This window comes from Arthrobacter oryzae (genome assembly GCF_037911235.1).
Classification (GTDB): domain Bacteria; phylum Actinomycetota; class Actinomycetes; order Actinomycetales; family Micrococcaceae; genus Arthrobacter; species Arthrobacter oryzae_E.
In genome coordinates this window covers 58,879-76,835 of record NZ_JBBLYW010000016.1, presented here as the reverse complement: position 1 = coordinate 76,835, position 17,957 = coordinate 58,879, and the positions used below count along the sequence as shown (strand labels likewise).

Annotated in this window: 13 protein-coding genes; 4 read left to right on the top strand and 9 right to left on the bottom strand. The window is 67.2% G+C overall.

Annotated features, from left to right (window positions below; translation table 11 throughout):
• Positions 1-38 precede the first annotated feature (38 nt).
• The 9 genes from WMN78_RS04920 to argC form a co-directional block, all read right to left on the bottom strand.
• A protein-coding gene (locus WMN78_RS04920) for an IS3 family transposase (RefSeq protein WP_340532383.1) occupies positions 39-1,252 on the bottom strand; the annotation gives its coding sequence in 2 pieces (ribosomal slippage) (positions 39-991 and positions 991-1,252; 1,215 coding nt in all).
• A gap of 123 nt (positions 1,253-1,375) precedes the next feature.
• Complete coding sequence (argH, locus tag WMN78_RS04915; protein WP_340532382.1) at positions 1,376-2,812, bottom strand: argininosuccinate lyase; 1,437 nt, start codon at positions 2,810-2,812, stop codon at positions 1,376-1,378.
• A gap of 5 nt (positions 2,813-2,817) precedes the next feature.
• Positions 2,818-4,023: an argininosuccinate synthase gene (locus tag WMN78_RS04910; protein ID WP_340532381.1), complete on the bottom strand. Its 1,206-nt coding sequence runs from the start codon at positions 4,021-4,023 to the stop codon at positions 2,818-2,820.
• A 42-nt stretch (positions 4,024-4,065) separates the two neighbouring features.
• On the bottom strand, positions 4,066-4,596 hold the full coding sequence (locus WMN78_RS04905) for an arginine repressor (RefSeq protein ID WP_340532380.1): 531 nt from the start codon (positions 4,594-4,596) through the stop codon (positions 4,066-4,068).
• Positions 4,596-5,603 carry an ornithine carbamoyltransferase gene (gene argF, locus WMN78_RS04900; RefSeq protein WP_340532379.1) on the bottom strand — a complete coding sequence of 336 codons (1,008 nt, stop codon included), beginning with the start codon at positions 5,601-5,603 and terminating at the stop codon, positions 4,596-4,598. The genes WMN78_RS04905 and argF overlap by 1 nt, the downstream gene beginning before the upstream one ends.
• A complete protein-coding gene (locus WMN78_RS04895; protein ID WP_340532378.1) occupies positions 5,600-6,883 on the bottom strand; it encodes an acetylornithine transaminase in 1,284 nt (427 codons plus the stop codon). Before WMN78_RS04895 ends, argF begins: the two co-directional genes overlap by 4 nt.
• On the bottom strand, positions 6,880-7,812 hold the full coding sequence (gene argB, locus WMN78_RS04890) for an acetylglutamate kinase (protein ID WP_340532377.1): 933 nt from the start codon (positions 7,810-7,812) through the stop codon (positions 6,880-6,882). Before argB ends, WMN78_RS04895 begins: the two co-directional genes overlap by 4 nt.
• Before the next feature lie 24 nt (positions 7,813-7,836).
• Entirely contained in the window at positions 7,837-9,003 is a 1,167-nt protein-coding gene (argJ, locus tag WMN78_RS04885; RefSeq protein WP_340532376.1) for a bifunctional glutamate N-acetyltransferase/amino-acid acetyltransferase ArgJ, read from the bottom strand.
• Positions 9,000-10,031, bottom strand: a complete 1,032-nt coding sequence (gene argC, locus WMN78_RS04880) for an N-acetyl-gamma-glutamyl-phosphate reductase (RefSeq protein WP_340532375.1) — start codon at positions 10,029-10,031, stop codon at positions 9,000-9,002. The genes argJ and argC overlap by 4 nt, the downstream gene beginning before the upstream one ends.
• A 179-nt stretch (positions 10,032-10,210) precedes the next feature.
• On the opposite strand from argC, the gene WMN78_RS04875 reads away from it, so the two are divergent.
• The 4 genes from WMN78_RS04875 (at position 10,211) to WMN78_RS04860 (ending at position 17,955) form a co-directional block, all read left to right on the top strand.
• A complete protein-coding gene (locus WMN78_RS04875; RefSeq protein WP_340532374.1) occupies positions 10,211-11,299 on the top strand; it encodes an acyl-CoA desaturase in 1,089 nt (362 codons plus the stop codon).
• A 143-nt stretch (positions 11,300-11,442) separates the two neighbouring features.
• On the top strand, positions 11,443-12,408 hold the full coding sequence (locus WMN78_RS04870; RefSeq protein ID WP_340532373.1) for a quinone oxidoreductase: 966 nt from the start codon (positions 11,443-11,445) through the stop codon (positions 12,406-12,408).
• A 124-nt stretch (positions 12,409-12,532) separates the two neighbouring features.
• The gene (locus tag WMN78_RS04865) at positions 12,533-16,537 is read left to right on the top strand and encodes a Pls/PosA family non-ribosomal peptide synthetase (RefSeq protein ID WP_340532372.1); all 4,005 of its coding nucleotides are present in this window, start codon (positions 12,533-12,535) and stop codon (positions 16,535-16,537) included.
• Positions 16,538-16,587: 50 nt separating this feature from the next.
• Positions 16,588-17,955 (top strand): M1 family metallopeptidase, encoded by a 1,368-nt coding sequence (locus tag WMN78_RS04860; protein WP_340532371.1) that lies wholly within the window; start codon positions 16,588-16,590, stop codon positions 17,953-17,955.
• The last annotated feature ends 2 nt before the right edge of the window (positions 17,956-17,957 follow it).

Here is a 17,957-nt window from a genome sequence, read left to right as displayed (position 1 = left end):
GGTCGTCAAGTTCGTGAGACAGCTAATTGTTGTTTTGGTTAGGCGGCCAGGGGTTTCTGGGCGCTGGTCTGGTAGGTGATGTGGGCTGTGACGGGTGCAATGCCGCCGGCTCTGCGGTTGGGCCGGCGGCGGTTGTACCAGCCTTCGATGTAGTCCATCACAGCGGTTCGGGCAGCGAGCCTGGAACCGAAGCGTTCGTGGTGGTAGAACTCGGTCTTGAGGTGCGAGAAGAAGTTCTCGGCGACGGCGTTGTCCCAGCACACACCGACCTTGCCCATGGACTGGGTGACCGCGTTAGCGCTGCACCAGTTCTGGAATTCCTCCGAGGTGTACTGGGTGCCTCTGTCTGAGTGAAAGATGACGGAGTGCTGGTCGAAGTGGCTGTGGTTTCGGGCCATCCGCAGGGCCGCGGTGCAGAGGCTTGCACGCATGTGTTCGGCCATGGCCCAGCCGATGACCATGCCGGAGAAGAGATCGATGACGGTGGCCAGGTAAAGCCAGCCCTCGCCGGTGCGCAGGTAAGTGATGTCACCGACCAGACGGGTTCCGGGCACCGCTGAGGTGAAGTCACGTTTGCCCTGGGCATCGAGCATGTGGTTCCCGATGTGGGCCGTCTTGGCCTGCGGGTCCTGAAGAGTGGTCCGCTTCCAAGCCTGGGTGCGCACGGCCCGCAAACCGTGCTCGCGCATGATCGCCCCCACGGTCGGGGCCGACACCCTCACCCCGGACTCGTTCAGCAGCAGGGTCAACTGGTCCCGCCCGGCACGGCCCGCCTCTGCCGCGTAGAGCTCGGTGACTGCGGTTGCCAGTTCCTCGTGCCGCACGGTGCGCGGGGACGGGGTTGCTGGTTTGCGCCACCGGTAGAACGAGGCCCGGGAAACCTTCAACGCCCCGCATAGCCACACCACGGAATGGTTGGCCTTCTCCGCTTCGATGAACTCGTAGAAGTCCTCTACTTTTGCTTCGCGGCAAAGAAGGCGCTGACTTTTCCCAGGAACTCGACCTCGGCCTTCAGCCTCTCGTTTTCGGCCAGGGCCTTCTGGTGCTCGTCCCACGCAACCGGGCCCCTGTCCTCGGACGGAACAGGGGCGTTCGGTTGATGTTCGCGGTGCCTGTGGAGCCAGTTTCCCAGCGTGCTTTCCTTCACGCCGATCTCTTCAGCGATCTGTTTCACCGGCCGGTCCGAGGACAAAACCAGTCGCACCGCTTCCTCACGGAAAGCGGCATCGTATTTTTTTCTGGGCGTGGTCATCTGAAGTGAAGCTCCCATCAAGCTGTCTCAGAAAACCATACGACCGCACGCTCTCTCACTTTCTCCAGGAAAGTGAGAGAGCGTCGGCCGAATAGCTGCAACAAGTGAGAGAGCGTGTGGCCGTTAGCCGGCGTACTCCCGCACGCCTTCGAGTTCCGCCTCCAGCGCCAGCAACTGGCGTTCGACGGCGGCCGGTGCGGTGCCGCCCTGCGAATTCCGGCTGTTGAGCGAACCCTCGGTGGACAGGACCGTGCGGACCTCCGGCGTCAGGTGCCCCGAGATGGCGGCATATTCCTCGTCCGTCAGGTCCCAGAGTTCGACGTCGCGGCTTTCGGCCTGCTTCACCGCGGCGCCGGAGAGTTCGTGCGCCTCGCGGAACGGGACGCCCTGCCGGACCAGCCATTCGGCGATGTCCGTGGCCAGCGCGAAGCCCTGCGGTGCCAGCGACTCCATCCGCTCGGTGTTGAACTTCAGCGTCGCAATCATGCCGGAGACAGCCGGGAGCAGGAGCTCCAGCGTGTCGGCGGCGTCAAACACCGGTTCCTTGTCCTCCTGCAGGTCGCGGTTGTACGCGAGCGGCAGGCCCTTGAGTGTCGCCAGCAGCCCGGTCAGGTTGCCGATAAGCCGGCCGGCCTTGCCGCGGGCCAGTTCCGCAACGTCCGGGTTCTTCTTCTGCGGCATGATCGAGGAGCCCGTGGAGTAAGAATCGTGCAGGGTGACGAAAGAGAACTCCTTCGTGGCCCACAGGATGACTTCCTCCGAAACCCGGGACAGGTCCACGCCGATCATGGCGCAGACCCACGCAAACTCGGCGAAGACATCGCGCGAGGCGGTGCCGTCGATCGAGTTGTGTGTTGCTGAGAAGAAGCCCAGGTCGGCCGCCACGGCTTCGGGGTCCAGGCCCAGCGAGGAGCCCGCCAGGGCACCCGAACCGTAGGGCGAAACCCCTGCGCGCTTGTCCCAGTCCTGCAGCCGCTGCACGTCGCGCAGCAGAGCCCAGGCGTGGGCCAGCAGGTGGTGGCTGAGCAGCACCGGCTGCGCATGCTGGAGGTGGGTGCGGCCCGGCATGGCCACGCCCTGGTGCGCCTTGGCCTGGTCCACCAGCGACTCAATGGTTGCCAGGACGCCGCGGGCGATGATCCGGGCATGGTCGCGAAGGAACATCCGCCCCAGCGTCGCCACCTGGTCGTTGCGGGACCGCCCGGCGCGCAGCTTACCGCCGAGCTGGGTGCCGGCACGCTCGATCAGACCGCGTTCCAGCGAACCGTGCACGTCCTCATCGGATTCGGCCGGCAGGTAGGCGCCGGAGGCAACATCCTCGTCCAGCTGCGACAGGGCAGCAAGCATGCCCTCGAGTTCGGCGTCGTCCAGCAGGCCGGCCTTGTGCAGCACGCGGGCATGCGCCTTGGACCCGGCGATGTCGTAACGGGCCAGCCGCCAGTCGAAGTGCGTGGACTTGCTCAGCGCCGCAAGGGCGTCGGCGGGGCCGCCGGCGAACCGGCCGCCCCAGAGGGCACCCGTGTTCGTCGCCTCGGACTTGGTGGTTTGCTGCTCTGCCACAGGGGCTACTTTCCTGCGACGCGGATGTCGCGGCCGGAGGCAACCTTGGCGGACATGCCCCACAGCTCGATGAAGCCGCGGGCCATCGACTGGTCGAAGGTGTCGCCGGTGTCGTACGTGGCCAGGTCGAAGTCGTAGAGCGAGGTCTCGGAGCGGCGGCCGTTGACGATCGCCTGGCCGCCGTGCAGCGTCATGCGGATGTCGCCGGAAACGTAGCGCTGGGTGTCCTCGATGAACGCGTCCAGGGAGCGCTTGAGCGGGGAGAACCACTGGCCGTCGTAGACCAGCTCGGACCAGCGCTGGCCGACGGTGGCCTTGAAGCGTGCCTGCTCGCGCTCGATGGTGATGTCCTCGAGGTGCTTGTGCGCGGTGATCAGCGCCATGGCACCCGGAGCTTCGTAGATTTCGCGGGACTTGATGCCGACGAGGCGGTCCTCGACGACGTCGATCCGGCCCACGCCCTGGGCGCCGGCGCGGCGGTTGAGTTCCTTGATGGCCTGCAGCGGGGTGACCTTGACGCCGTCGATCGCTACCGGGACGCCCGCTTCGAAGGAGATGGTGACTTCATCCGGCGCCGGCGGGAACTCCGGGGCGGCGGTGTAGTCGTAGATGTCCTTGGTGGGGGCGTTCCAGATGTCTTCGAGGTAGCCGGTTTCGACGGCGCGGCCCCAGACGTTCTGGTCGATCGAGTACGGGTTCTTCTTGGTGGTCTCGATCGGCAGTCCCTTTTCCTCGGCGAAGGCGATGGCCTTGTCGCGGGTCAGAGCGAGGTCGCGGACCGGGGCGATGCACTTCAGGTCCGGGCCGAGGGTCTGGATGCCCACCTCGAAGCGGACCTGGTCGTTGCCCTTGCCCGTGCAGCCGTGGGCCACCGTGGTGGCGCCGAATTCCCGGGCGGCCTTGACCAGGTGCTTGACGATCACCGGGCGGGAGATCGCGGAAACCAGCGGGTAGTGGCCCTGGTAGAGGGCGTTGGCCTTCAGCGTGGGCATGCAGTACTCGTTGGCAAACTCGTCGCTGGCGTCGGCGACGTAGGCTTCCACGGCGCCGCAGCCCAGGGCGCGCTGGCGGATGGTCTCCAGCGACTCGCCGCCCTGTCCGACGTCGACGGCCACGGCGATGACCTCGGCACCGGTGGCTTCACCGATCCAGCCGATCGCTACGGAAGTATCCAGGCCACCGGAGTAGGCCAGCACAATACGCTCAGTCACTTCAAATGCTCCTTAGTTGTTGGTTCTTGGTTGTCTTCAAGCTTATTGGCCCGCTTCTTCGGCAAAATGCAGGAAACGGGCGGCAACGTCCGCACCGCCCAGCGGGTCGCGGGTGACCAGCATCACGGTGTCGTCCCCGGCGATGGTTCCCAGGATGGATGGCATGACCGAATGGTCGATGGCCAGGGCCAGGAAGTTCGCCGCGCCGGGCGGGGTCCTGAGCACCACGATGTTGGCCGAGGCTTCAGCGGTCACGAGCAACTCCCCGCACAGGCGGGCAAGCCGGGCGTCCAGGATCTCCTGCGTCACCCCGGCCTTGGCTGCACGCTCCCCGCCCTCCCCCGGAACGGCGTAGACGAGCACGCCGTCCTTTCCGCGAACCCGGACTGCGCCGAGTTCCACGAGGTCCCGCGACAGCGTAGCCTGGGTGACCTGGACGCCGTCGTCCGCCAGCAGCGCGGCAAGCTCTGCCTGCGAACGGACGGATTCACCGGTCAGGATCGCGGTGATCCGCGCCAGCCTGGCCGTTTTGGTGGCCGGGCTGGAACCCGGCACCGACGGGTTGGTGGACACTAGAACGTGCTCTCCCCGGTGCCTTCAACGGGAGAAAGACCGTCGACGAACGCCAGTCCGGACCGGTGCATCAGCCAGGCCATCAGCGCCTTCTGGGCGTGGAGGCGGTTTTCCGCCTCGTCCCAGACGATCGACTGCGGACCGTCGATGACTCCAGCGGAGATCTCATAGCCCCGGTACGCCGGCAGGCAGTGAAGCACGACGGCGTCCGGCGCCGCGAGCTGCATCGCCGCTTCGTCCACGGAATAGTCGCGGAACAGCTGGAGCCGGGCTTCCTTCTCGGCCTCCTGTCCCATGGACACCCAGGTGTCGGTGGCGACCACGTCGGCCCCCTTGAGCGCCTCCGCGGCGTCGGTGGTGATCAGCACGGAGCCGCCCGTTTCCGCGGCCCGTTCCTCCGCGGCAGCGACAATGTCCGCGGCCGGCAGGTAGCCGTCCGGACCGGCGATGCGCACGTGCATCCCGGCGGTCACGCCGGCGAGCAGATACGAGTTGGCCATGTTGTTGGCGGAGTCGCCGAGGTAGCTCATGGTGAGGCCCTTGAGTTCACCCTTGTGTTCCTTGACGGCCAGCAGGTCGGCCAGCAGCTGGCAGGGGTGGTAGTCGTCGCACAGGGCGTTGATGACCGGGACTTTGGAGTTCTCCGCCATGGCCACCAGTCCGGAGTGGGCACCGGTGCGCCAGACGATGGTGGAGACCATGCGTTCCAGGACCTTGGCGGTGTCCTCCACGGATTCCTTGTGGCCGATCTGTGCCTCACCCGGGTTGATGATGAGGGCGTTTCCGCCCATGTCGGCCACGCCGGTGGCAAAGGAGACGCGGGTCCGGGTGGATGTCTTGTCGAAGATCACCGCAACAGTCTTGCGTCCGCTGCCCTCGGCAGCGAACGGCTGGACGCTGTAGGGCGCAGCCTTCATGCGGACGGCGAGGTCCAGGACCTCGGCCTGCTCAGCAGGGGTCAGGTCGGTGTCCTTGAGGAAGTGACGGGTGGTCGCGGAGCTGGTCACTGGGCGGCGTCCTTTGCAGTCTGGAGGAGCGTGGGCAGGGCCTGGATGAAGCTGTCGGCTTGTTCGGCGGTCAGGATGAGCGGCGGGGCCAGGCGGATGGTGCGCGGCCCGGGGCTGTTGACGATGAATCCCGCGTCCAGTCCGGCGGTGACCACTGCTGGCGCGATGTCCGCGTCCAGGTCAAAGCCGATCAGGAGGCCTTCGCCGCGTACTTCCGTCACGCCGTCGACCGCGGCCAGCTTCGAGCGCAGGCGTTCGCCCACGGTGCGGACGTTGTCCAGGATGCGCTGGCTTTCGATCGCGTGCAGGGTGGCCAGGGCGGCGGCCGTGGCCACCGGGTTCCCGCCGAAGGTGGTGCCGTGCTGGCCGGCCGTGAGGAGCGAGGACGTTTCAGGGCCAAAGGTGACCAGCGCCCCGATCGGGAAGCCGCCGCCCAGTCCCTTGGCGAGGGTCACCGCGTCCGGGACAATCCCGGCGTCTTCGCTCGCCAGCCATTTGCCCGTGCGCCCGATGCCGGTCTGCACCTCGTCGAGGATCAGCAGCGCGCCGGCCTTAGTGGTGGCTTCGCGTGCTGCCTGCAGATAGCCGGCGGGCAGCGGCCGGACGCCTGCTTCGCCTTGGATCGGTTCGAGGAAGACTGCCGCCGTCGTTTCGTCGACTGCATCGAGAAGGGCGTCGATGTCCCCGAACGGGATGTGGACCACGCCGCCGGGCAGCGGTTCGAACGGCGCGCGGTAGGCGGCCTTGGCGGTCAACGCCAGAGCACCCATAGTGCGGCCGTGGAAGGCGCCCTCGAGCGCGATGATCTTGGTCCGCCGTTTGACGATGCCTCCTTCGCCGGCCGACGCGTCGGCTCCGGAGTTGCGGCGGGCCAGCTTGAACGCAGCCTCTACCGCCTCGGTGCCGGAGTTCGCGAAGAACACTTTGGAACCCGCCGGCGCCTTGGTGAGCTCAAGCAGCTTCTCGGCCAGCGCGATCTGCGTGGGGCTGGTGAAAAAGTTGGACACGTGGCCCAGGGTGGCCAGCTGGCTGGAGATCACCGACGTCACGAACGGGTGGGCGTGGCCCATGGCGTTCACGGCGATGCCGCCCAGCAGGTCCAGGTATTCCTTGCCGTCGGCGTCCCAGACCAGGCACCCGGCCCCGCGGACCAGGACCCGCTGGGGCGTGCCGAAAACGCCCATGAGGGAGGAGGAATAGCGGCTCAGCCACTCGGCCCCGGTGGTGTGGCCGCGGGTCTCCACCAGTTCGACGACCGGGGACTTTTCAATCTGGCTCATGCGTTCGTTTCCTCGTCCGGGACCACCTGCGTGCCGATGCCCGCGGTGGTGAATGTTTCCAGCAGCATGGAGTGCGGCAGCCGGCCGTCCACAATGTGGGCGCGTTCCACGCCGTCGTCAACCGCCTTCAGGCAGGCGGCCATCTTGGGGATCATGCCGGATTCAAGCCGCGGCAGCATCCCGCGCAGCTCCGACGCCGTCAGGGACGAGATGAGCGAAGACTTGTCGGGCCAGTTCGCGTAGAGGCCTTCGACGTCGGTGAGGATGACCAGCTTGGAGGCGCCCAGGGCAGACGCGACCGCGGCGGCCGCGGTGTCCGCGTTGACGTTGAGCACCAGCCCGGTGGTGGACCCGTCGTCGGAAATTTCCGGGGCCACGGTGGAGATCACCGGAATCCTTCCGGCTGCAAGGATGTCCACGATGCCTTCGGGGTTCACTCCCACGACCTCCCCGACCAGGCCCAGGTCCACTTCCTCGCCGTCCACAACGGTTCCGGTGCGAACGGCACGCAGCAGGCCGCCGTCTTCACCGGACATGCCGACGGCGTAGGGGCCGTGGGAGTTGATCAGGCCCACGAGTTCGCGGCCCACCTGGCCGGTCAGCACCATCCGGACCACGTCCATGGCCTCGGGGGTGGTGACGCGCAGGCCGCCCTTGAACTCGGACTCGATGCCGAGGCGGTTGAGCATGGAATTGATCTGCGGACCGCCGCCGTGCACCACCACGGGGTGGATGCCCACGTGGTGCAGGAACACAACGTCCTCGGCAAAGGCACGGCGGAGTTCCTCGTTGACCATGGCGTTGCCGCCGTACTTGATCACCATGGTGGTGCCGGCGAAGCGCTGGATCCAGGGCAGGGCTTCGATCAGCGTGCCGGCCTTGTCCTGGGCATCGGCCATGCTGGTGGTCTCGCGGGTCTGGGTGTTCATGCTTTTCGTCCCTCCGGGAACTGCCTAGCTTGAGTAGGCGCTGTTTTCGTGGACGTAGTCGTGCGTGAGGTCGTTGGTCCAGATCGTGGCTTCGGCCTCTCCGGCCTGCAGGTCGATCTCCACCAGGACCTCGCGCGGCTCAAGGTCCACCAGGCTGCGGTCCTCGCCGATGCTGCCGTTGCGGCAGATCTGCACGCCGTTCATGGAAACGTTGAGCTGGTCCGGCTCGAACGCGGCATCGGTGGTGCCCACGGCGGAGAGCACGCGGCCCCAGTTCGGGTCCTTGCCGAAGATCGCCGTCTTGAAGAGGTTGGAGCGGGCCACGGCCCGGCTCACGATCTCTGCGTCCTTCTCGCTGGCCGCGTTGAACGTGCGGATCGCGATGTCATGGCTGGCGCCCTCGGCGTCGCCGATCAGCTTGCGGGCCAGTTCGGCGCAGACCTGCGTCAGCGCAGCACCGAAGTCCTTGGCCGAGGGCACGGCACCCGAGGCGCCCGAGGCAAGCAGCACGACGGTGTCGTTGGTGGACATGCAGCCGTCCGAGTCCGCCCGGTCAAAGGTGACGTGGGTGGCGTCCCGCAGCACGACGTCGAGCATTTCCGGCTGGACGTCCGCGTCGGTGGTGAGAACCACCAGCATGGTGGCCAGGCCGGGAGCAAGCATGCCGGCGCCCTTGGCCATGCCGCCGATGGTGTACTCGTTGCCCTCGGCGTCCTTCCCGGTGAACACCGCTTCCTTGGACACTGAATCGGTGGTCATGATGGCCGTGGCCGCCGCAGGCCCGCCGTCGGCGCTGAGGGCCGCTTTGGCAGCGCTGATGCCCGGGATGACTTTGTCCATGGGCAGCTGCTCGCCGATCAGGCCGGTGGAGCAGACGAAGACGTCAGTGGCGGAGACGCCCAGCGCTTCGGCGGTCTTTTCGGCGGTCGTGTGGGTGTTCTGGAAGCCCTGCGGGCCGGTGCAGGCGTTGGCGCCGCCGGAGTTGAGGATCACGGCATCGACGCGGCCGTCCTTCACCACCTGGCGCGACCAGTGCACGGGTGCCGCGGCCACGCGGTTTGAGGTGAACACCGCGGCGGCCGCTTTCGTGGGGCCGTCGTTGACCACCAGGGCCAGGTCAGGGTTGCCGGATGCCTTCAGGCCGGCTTTGACGCCGGCGGCGCGGAATCCCTTGGGGGCGGTAACGGTCACGGGGCGACTCCCTGCAGGTTGAGGCCGGCGGTTTCCGCCAGGCCAAGGGCGATATTCATGGACTGCACAGCGCCGCCGGCCGTCCCCTTGGTCAGGTTGTCGATGGCGCAGGTGACAATGACGCGTCCGGTGTGCGCGTCGAAAGCCAGCTGCATCACGGCATGGTTGGAACCCTGGACGGACTTGGTGGCGGGCCACTGGCCCTCGGGGAGAACGTGCACGAACGGCTCGTCGTCGTAGGCCTCTTCCCAGGCACTGCGCAGCTCTGCTGCCCTGACGCCCGGCTTCACCCTGGCCGTTGCCGTGGTGAGGATACCCCGGCTCATCGGGGCGAGGGTGGGCGTGAAGGATACCGTCACAGGCTCGCCCGCCGCGTTCCCCAGGCCCTGCTCGATCTCGGGGGTGTGCCGGTGGCCGCCGCCGACGCCGTAGGGGCTCATTGATCCCATGACCTCGGAGCCGATGAGGTTCACCTTCGCGGCTTTGCCGGCGCCGGAGGTGCCTGAGGCGGAAACGATCACGACGTCGTCGGGCTGGAGGAGGCTGGCGGCGAACCCGGGCGTGAGGGCCAGCAGGGCCGAGGTCGGGTAGCAGCCCGGAACGGCGATCCGCGTGGCACCCTTCAGTTTTTCCCGCTGTCCCGGCAGTTCGGGGAGCCCGTAGGGCCAGGTTCCCGCGTGCGCGGAGCCGTAGAACTTTTCCCAGGCTGCGGAATCTTCCAGGCGGTGGTCGGCGCCGGCGTCGATCACTACCGTGCCTTCGGGCAACTGGGCCGCAATCTCCGCGGAAGCTCCATGCGGGAGTGCCAGGAACACCACATCGTGGCCTGAGAGGTTCTCCACCGTGGTGTCTTCAAGGATGCGGCTGGCCAAACCATGGAGATGCGGCTGCAATTCGCCTAGTCTGGAACCGGCGTTGCTGTGTGCTGTGATGGCGCCGATGGTGACGTCGGGGTGTCCGGCCAGGAGCCGAAGCACCTCACCGCCGGCGTAACCGCTCGCACCGGAAACGGCAACAGAAATAGTCATGGAAACGACTATACAGCAAGACTATGCATAGAACCCGATATTTATGCATCGACTGCCGCCTGCCCTCACCCCTCCGTGCGTTACGGGCCTGAGCGTATGATTGAGGAAGGGTGATCCTGACCGTGCGGTCCGAATGTCGGCTGCAGCGTTGCCCGTAACAGTTACGAGGCCCCGAGTCCATGACCCCCACCACTACTTCGGAGCGCCCACAGTCGCGTGTCCGGCAGCCCAACCAGGTTGTCCTGAGCTATTCCGAGCTCCTCAAGACCGTCAAGGCCGCCGGCCTGCTCGAACGGCGCGTCGGCTTCTACATCACGGTCTTCTCCGTCCTGGTGCTCCTGATGACCGCCGCGTGGTTCGGCTTCGCGCTCATCGGTGACAGCTGGTTCCAGCTCCTCATCGCCGCCGCCATCGGCATCCTGTGCACCCAGCTGAGCTTCCTGGCCCACGAGGCCGGCCACCGCCAGATCTTCGCCTCCCGCCGGGCCAACGACTGGGCCGCCAGGCTGCTGGCCACGTCCGTTGCCGGCATGAGCTACTCCTGGTGGGAGCAGAAGCACGGCGCCCACCACAATCACCCGAACGTCATTTCCAAGGATCCCGACATCGCGCCCGGGCCCATCGCCTTCCACACCGAAGCGGTTGCCGACCGGCAGGGACGGTTCGCCTTCCTTACCCGGAAGCAGGGCTGGTTCTTCTTCCCGCTGCTGTTCCTGGTGGGCCTCGGCCTGCAGATCGATTCGGTCAAGTTCGTCTTCCGTCGCGCGAAGGTCACGCACCGCTGGGTTGAACTCCCGATCCTCCTGGCCCGGCTGAGCCTCCTGCCGGTCCTCACCTTCACGTTCCTGCCGTGGGGCATGGCGCTGGCGTTCATCGGCGTCCAGCTCGCCGTCTTCGGTTTCTATATGGGCGCTTCCTTCGCCCCGAACCACAAAGGCATGCCGGTCCTGCCGGCGGACAGCCGCGTGGACTTCTTCAGCCGCCAGGTCCTGACCTCCCGGAACATCTCCGGCGGCCGTTTCATGGACATCCTGATGGGCGGACTCAACCGCCAGGCCGAACACCACCTCTTCCCGGACATGGCCCGCCCGCAGCTGGACAAGGCCGCCGTGATCGTCCGGGAATTCTGCGCCAAGCACCAGGTTCCCTACACGGAGACCACCCTGCTGCAGTCCTACGGCATCATCGTCCGCTACCTCAACGACGTGGGCCTCTCCGCGGGGCGCCATTTCGAATGCCCCATGGCTACGGTGACCCGCCGCTACTAGGCGCGCTTCCATGGGGCCGCCCCCATCCACGTTCGACCCGAAGTGACGGCCGGTTACCGGCCGTCACTTCGTCGTTGGCGGCCGTGTCCCTAGGATGGTTCCTGTATCCGGGCCTGGAAATCCCAGCCCAGGGAAGGAGACACATGATGCATGCAATCGTCGCCCGCCAGGCGGGCGGGCCCGACGTCCTGGAGCTCGCCGAAGTGCAGCGTCCGGTACCTGGTCGCGGCCAGCTCCTGGTCAAGGTCTCCGCCACAGGTGTGAACTTCATCGACACGTACAAGCGCAGCGGTGCGTACAAAGTGCAGTACCCCTTCACCCCGGGTTCCGAGGCGGCCGGCACGGTGGAGGAAGTCGGCGACGGTGTGTCGCTCTACTCCCCCGGAGACCGGGTGGCCACGGCTGAAGCTGCCAACTGCTACGCCGGCTACATCCTGGTGGATGAGGACAAGGCCCTGCCGGTCCCCCGCGGCGTGGACGATTTCACGGCGGCTGCCCTCCCCCTGCAAGGGATCACCGCGCACTACCTGATCAATTCCTCTTTCCGGGTGGAACCGGGCCACACAGTCCTGCTCCACGCCGGTGCCGGCGGCGTGGGCCTGCTGGCGATCCAGCTGCTCAAGGCGAAGGGCGTGCGGGTCATCACCACCGTCTCCACCGATGACAAGGCGAAGCTGGCCCGCGAAGCCGGCGCCGACCATGTCATCCGCTACGACGGTTTCTCCGCCAAAGTCCGCGAGCTGACCGACGGAACCGGCGCGGATGCCGTGTTCGACGGCGTGGGGAAGGACACCTTTGACGGGTCCCTCGCCGCCCTGCGTGTGCGTGGCACCCTGGTTCTCTTCGGCGCCGCCTCCGGACCGGTTCCGCCGTTCGATCCGCAACGGCTTAATGCCGGCGGCTCCCTGTATCTGACCCGGCCGACCATAAACCACTTCCTGCGCAACGCCCAGGAACGCCGCTGGCGCTCCGACGAAATCTTCGCGGCAGCCGCCAACGGCAGTCTCAAGGTCCGGATCGGTGGCCGCTACGACCTGGCCCACGCGGCCCGGGCGCACGACGACCTGGAACAGCGCCGCACCACGGGAAAAATCGTTCTCGTCCCCTGATCAAGCCCTCCCGGCAAGCAGGGTCCCTGAGCCGGCATAGTCCCCCGCTCCGGTAAACAGGACGCAAACCCCCGGCGAACGCCGGGAGAACGGCGACACCTTCTGTTCATCTTGTGCGGAAAGAATGACCCCCGTGACTGAAGAACCGCAAGCCTCCGGATCCGCGCCCGCGCCGGAGTCCGGCCCCCTGGAAGGACGCACTGCGCTTCCGGCCGTCCGGAACGTGCATCTGCCGCAACTGCCGGGCTCCGCCGCGGCACCGCCGGAGCGGACGCTGATCGATATCCTGGAGGATACGGCCCGGCAGTATCCCGAAGCCTCGGCCCTGGACGACGGCCACCGGCGCCTGAGCTACGCGCAGCTGATGGCCGAAGTCCGGGCCACGGCGCGCGAGCTCCATCTGGCGGGCCTCGGCGCCGGGGACAAGATCGGCGTACGCATACCCTCCGGCACCAACCGGCTCTACGTCTCGATCCTGGCCATCCTGCTGATCGGGGCGGCCTACGTTCCGGTGGATGCCGATGACCCCGACGAACGCGCAAAGCTGGTGTTCAGTGAAGCCCGCGTCGGCGCCATCCTCAGGGGCAACGGCGAAATCGTCACGGACAGCAAGCGTCCCCGGCCGTTCCCGGACCCGCGGAAGCCGCGGGCCGACGACGACTCCTGGGTCATCTTCACCTCCGGCTCCACGGGCACGCCCAAGGGCGTCGCCGTCCAGCACCGCTCCTCGGCAGCATTCGTTGATGCCGAAGCCCGGCTCTTCCTGCAGGACGAACCCATCGGCCCCCAGGACCGGGTGCTCGCCGGACTCTCGGTGGCCTTCGACGCCTCCTGCGAGGAGATGTGGCTGGCCTGGCGGTATGGAGCCTGCCTGGTTCCTGCACCGCGGTCGCTGGTCCGGACCGGTATGGACCTCGGCCCGTGGCTGATCAGCCACGGGATAACAGTGGTTTCCACCGTGCCAACCCTTGCGGCCCTGTGGCCGGCGGAAGCGCTGGAGAACGTGAGGCTGCTGATTTTCGGCGGCGAGGCCTGCCCGCCGGAGCTCGCGGATCGCCTCGCCGTCGACGGCAGGGAAGTGTGGAACACCTACGGCCCCACGGAAGCCACCGTGGTGGCCTGCGCGGCGCCGCTGGGCGTGCCCGGCCCCGTCCGGATCGGCCTGCCGCTCGACGGCTGGGACCTTGCCGTGGTGGACGCCGGCGGCGTTCCGGTGGACGAGGGCAAGGTGGGCGAACTCATCATCGGCGGCGTGGGGCTGGCCCGGTACCTCGACCCCGCCAAGGACGCCGAAAAGTATGCGCCCATGCCGTCCCTCGGCTGGCCCCGCGCCTACCGTTCCGGAGACCTGGTCCGCTACGAGGCAGCGGGGCTGGTATTCATGGGCCGCGCCGATGAACAGGTGAAGCTTGGCGGCCGGCGGATCGAACTCGGAGAGATCGACGCCGCCCTGCAGGCACTGCCTGACGTTGCCGGAGCGGCGGCGGCGGTCCGCACGACGGCGGCCGGGAACCAGATCCTCGTCGGTTACCTTGCCGCTGCGGGCACCGCGGACATCGATCTCACCGCTGCCAGGGAGCTGCTGGGCGCCAGCCTCCCGGCAGCGCTCATTCCGCTCCTGACCGTTGTGGAATCATTGCCCACCAAGACGAGCGGAAAGGTGGACCGGCACGCCCTGCCCTGGCCGCTCGCCGGCGCGGGGGCCGCAGATGCGGACAATGCCCCGCTGAACCTGCCGGACGACGCCCGCTGGATCGTGGAGCAGTGGGGCAGCGTGCTGGGGACACCGGCGTCGAGCCTTGATGCCGACTTCTTTGCCCATGGCGGCGGATCCCTGGCAGCCGCGCAGCTCGTGTCCGCGCTGCGTGTCCGCTATCCCACCGTCACGGTGGCCGACATCTACGCCACACCGCGGGTCGGCGCGCTCATCGACGCTGCCCGGCAATCCCTGCCCGAGGGGGCGGCCGGACCGGCACCGGAGCGTGAAGTCCGTCCCACGGCCCTGAAATCGCAGGTCTTCCAGACGCTGATGGGAGTCCCCCTTCACATCCTGGTGGGGATGCGCTGGCTGACCTATGTGATGGCGGCCAACAACCTGCTGGCCGCCCTTGCCGGCTTCACGGCTGCTCCCGTTGTTTCGTGGTGGTGGGTCGCTGCTTCATGGCTGGTGTTCGTGAGCCCGGCCGGCCGGATGGCCCTCTCGGTCCTGGCCGCCAGGACCCTGCTCCGGAGGGTGGTCCCCGGGACCTATCCGAGGTCCGGCAAGGTGCACCTGCGGCTGTGGCTGGCGGAACAGATCCAGGACTTGTCGGGCGCCATCAGCCTGGCAAACGCCCCCTGGGTTCCGTACTATGCGAAGGCGCTCGGGGCGAAGATCGGCAATGATGTCCAGCTGCATTCGCTGCCGCCGGTCACCGGAATGCTTTCGCTGGGGCGCGGCTGCAACATTGAACCCGAAGTGGATCTCTCCGGCTGGTGGATCGACGGCGATACTGTCCACATCGGCCGGGTGCACGTTGGCGCCGGCGCAACGGTGGGAGCACGCAGCACGCTCATGCCCGGGGCCAGTATCGGCGCCGGCGCCCAGGTGGAGCCGGGCTCGGCGGTTCTCGGCAAGGTAAAGGCCGGGCAGCTGGTGTCCGGCTCCCCCGCCGAGCGGATCGGAAAGGCCAAGCAGTCATGGCCGGACACGCCGCCGGCGCACGCACTGATCGGCCGGATCTGGTTCACGGCATTTGCCGCAGCCTCCGCAGTGCTGGCCACCATCCCCTACCTGTCCGCCGTTGCCGGGGCGCTGGTCGTATTCCTGTTCATCCGCGGCAGCGAATCATTGTCCGCAGCCCTCCCCCAGGTCCTTGCCTCACTGCCGCTGGCGGCGTTGACGTGGTTCATCACCAACCTACTGCTGATCCTTGCCACCACGCGGTTACTGGGCGTCGGACTCAAGGAAGGCTACTTCAGGGTGCGGAGCCGGATCGGGTGGCAGGTCTGGGCAACCGAACGGGTGCTGGACCTGGCCCGGGACGTCCTGTTTCCGATCTACGCCAGCCTGTTCACCCCGGTCTGGCTGCGCCTGCTGGGAGCCAAGGTGGGCAAGAACGTGGAAGCCTCTACCGTCCTCCTTCTCCCCAAGATGACAACCGTCGGCGAAGGCGCGTTCCTCGCGGACGACACCATGGTGGCCTCCTATGAACTGGGTGGCGGGTGGATGCGGATTGCCCCCGCCAAAATCGGCAAACGCTCTTTCCTGGGCAACTCCGGAATGACGGCCGCCGGACGAAGCGTGCCCAAGAACTCGCTGGTAGCCGTCCTCTCCGCAACCCCGGCGAAGGCGAAATCCGGCACGTCCTGGCTGGGCAGCCCGCCGGTCCGGCTGCGGCGTACGGCAATTGCCACCGATAACACCCTGACCTTCCAGCCGCCCCGGCGGCTGAAACTGGCCCGCGCCCTGTGGGAGCTCTGCCGGTTCATTCCGGTGGTGCTCACCGTCGGCCTGGCCGCGGGCGTCATGCTCGCCTTCGACTGGCTCGCCTCCGCGTGGGGCTACGGGATCGCGGCCCTCCTGGGAGGCATCGTGGTCCTGGTGGCAGGAGCCGTGGCCGCGGCCAGCGCCGTTGCGGCCAAATGGCTGCTGGTGGGCAGAATCAGGCCCGGCGAACATGCGTTGTGGAGCTCCTTCATCTGGCGGAACGAGGTAGTGGATACCTTCATCGAAATGGTGAGTGCGCCCTGGTTCGCCCGCTCGGCTTCGGGCACCCCTGCCCTCGTGTGGTGGCTGCGCGGGCTGGGTGCGAAGATCGGCCGCGGCACATGGTGCGAAAGTTACTGGCTGCCCGAAGCAGACCTTGTCACGCTGGGCGAGAGCTCGACGGTCAACCGGGGCTGCGTGGTCCAGACCCACCTGTTCCACGACCGGATCATGAGCATCGACACTGTTACCCTCGAAGACGGAGCCACGATGGGACCACACGGTGTCATCCTTCCGCGGGCACGCATCGCGAGGGGCGGTACGGTGGGCCCGGCATCCTTGGTCATGCGCGGGGAGACTGTTCCCGCCGCGACGTACTGGATGGGCAACCCGGTCAGCCCCTGGGCAGGTCCGGCCGTGCCTGCTCCGCGGCTCAAGTAGCTAACCAGGTCAGCCCCGGCTCCCGCCATCCGCAATACGAAGGCCAGTTTATGAGTTTTGCAGCACCAGCCAGCCCCGGCGATACGCGCCGGCCGGGCGAACCGTCGGGTTCCCCGGATCCCTACGTCCCCGGGCACGGCACGAACGCGTACCGGGTCACGCGATATGAACTGGACCTGGACTACAAACTGGCCAGCAACAGGCTGAACGGAAGGGCCGTCCTGCACGCCGAGGCGGACCGGCCGGCGTCGGCCGTAGTCCTGGACTTCACGGGACTGCGCGCGGTCAAAGTCTCCCTGAACGGCAGAAGGGTGCGGAGATTCAGCCAGCGGGCCGACCAGCTGGTTATCGTTCCTGACGCAGCTTTGCTGCCGGGCGACCGCTTCACGCTGGACATCCGGTATGAAGGGAATCCTTCTCCCCGCCGGGGCCTCTGGGGCGAGGTGGGCTGGGAGGAGCTCACCGACGGCGTGCTGGTGGCGGGCCAGCCGAACGGTGCCGCCTCCTGGTTTCCCTGCAACGACCACCCGCAGCACAAGGCCAGCTACCGGATCGCCGTCACCACGGACGCCAATTACCGGGCGGTCTGCAACGGCCTGCTGATCTCCCGTAAGACCGGTTCCAGCCGTGAAACCTGGACATATGAGCAGTCCGAGCCGATGGCGACGTATCTGGCCACCGTCCAGATCGGCCGGTACGACGTCCTGACCCTGGATACCGCGTCGGTGCCCGGCAGCGTCGCCCAGCACGTCGCAGTGCCTGCCTCCCTGGCCGACGAGGCGCGCCGGGGCCTTGCCCGCCAGCCGGAGATGATGCAAACCTTCGTTAACAGCTTCGGCCCATATCCCTTCCAGGAGTACACGGTGGTGGTGACGGAGGACGAGCTCGAAATCCCGCTCGAAGCCCAGACGCTGTCGATCTTCGGCCCCAACCACCTGGACACGGGCTGGGAATCGCAGCGGCTGATCGCCCACGAGCTGTCGCACCAGTGGTTCGGCAACTCCCTGACCGTTGCGGCCTGGAGCGACATCTGGCTCCATGAAGGATTCGCGTGCTACGCGGAGTGGATCTGGTCCGAGGCGGCGGGCCTTATGAGCGTTGCGGACCGGGCGGCGGCCGCCTGGCGGAAGCTTGCCGCCTTGGGCAAGGACATTATCGTCGGAGACCCCGGACCCGAGCTGATGTTCGATGACCGCGTGTACAAGCGCGGAGCCCTGGCGCTGCACGCGCTCCGGATCCGGTGCGGCGACCTCGCCTTTTTTGCGCTGCTGCATGACTGGGCCGCAAGCAACCACCATGGATCAGTGTCCACTGCCGCCTTTATCCAGACCGCGGACCGCGTGGCGGGCATCGATTCAGAAGCCCTGCTCCATCCCTGGCTGTTCGAGGAGGCGCTGCCGGCCCTGCCCGTCCGGTAGCG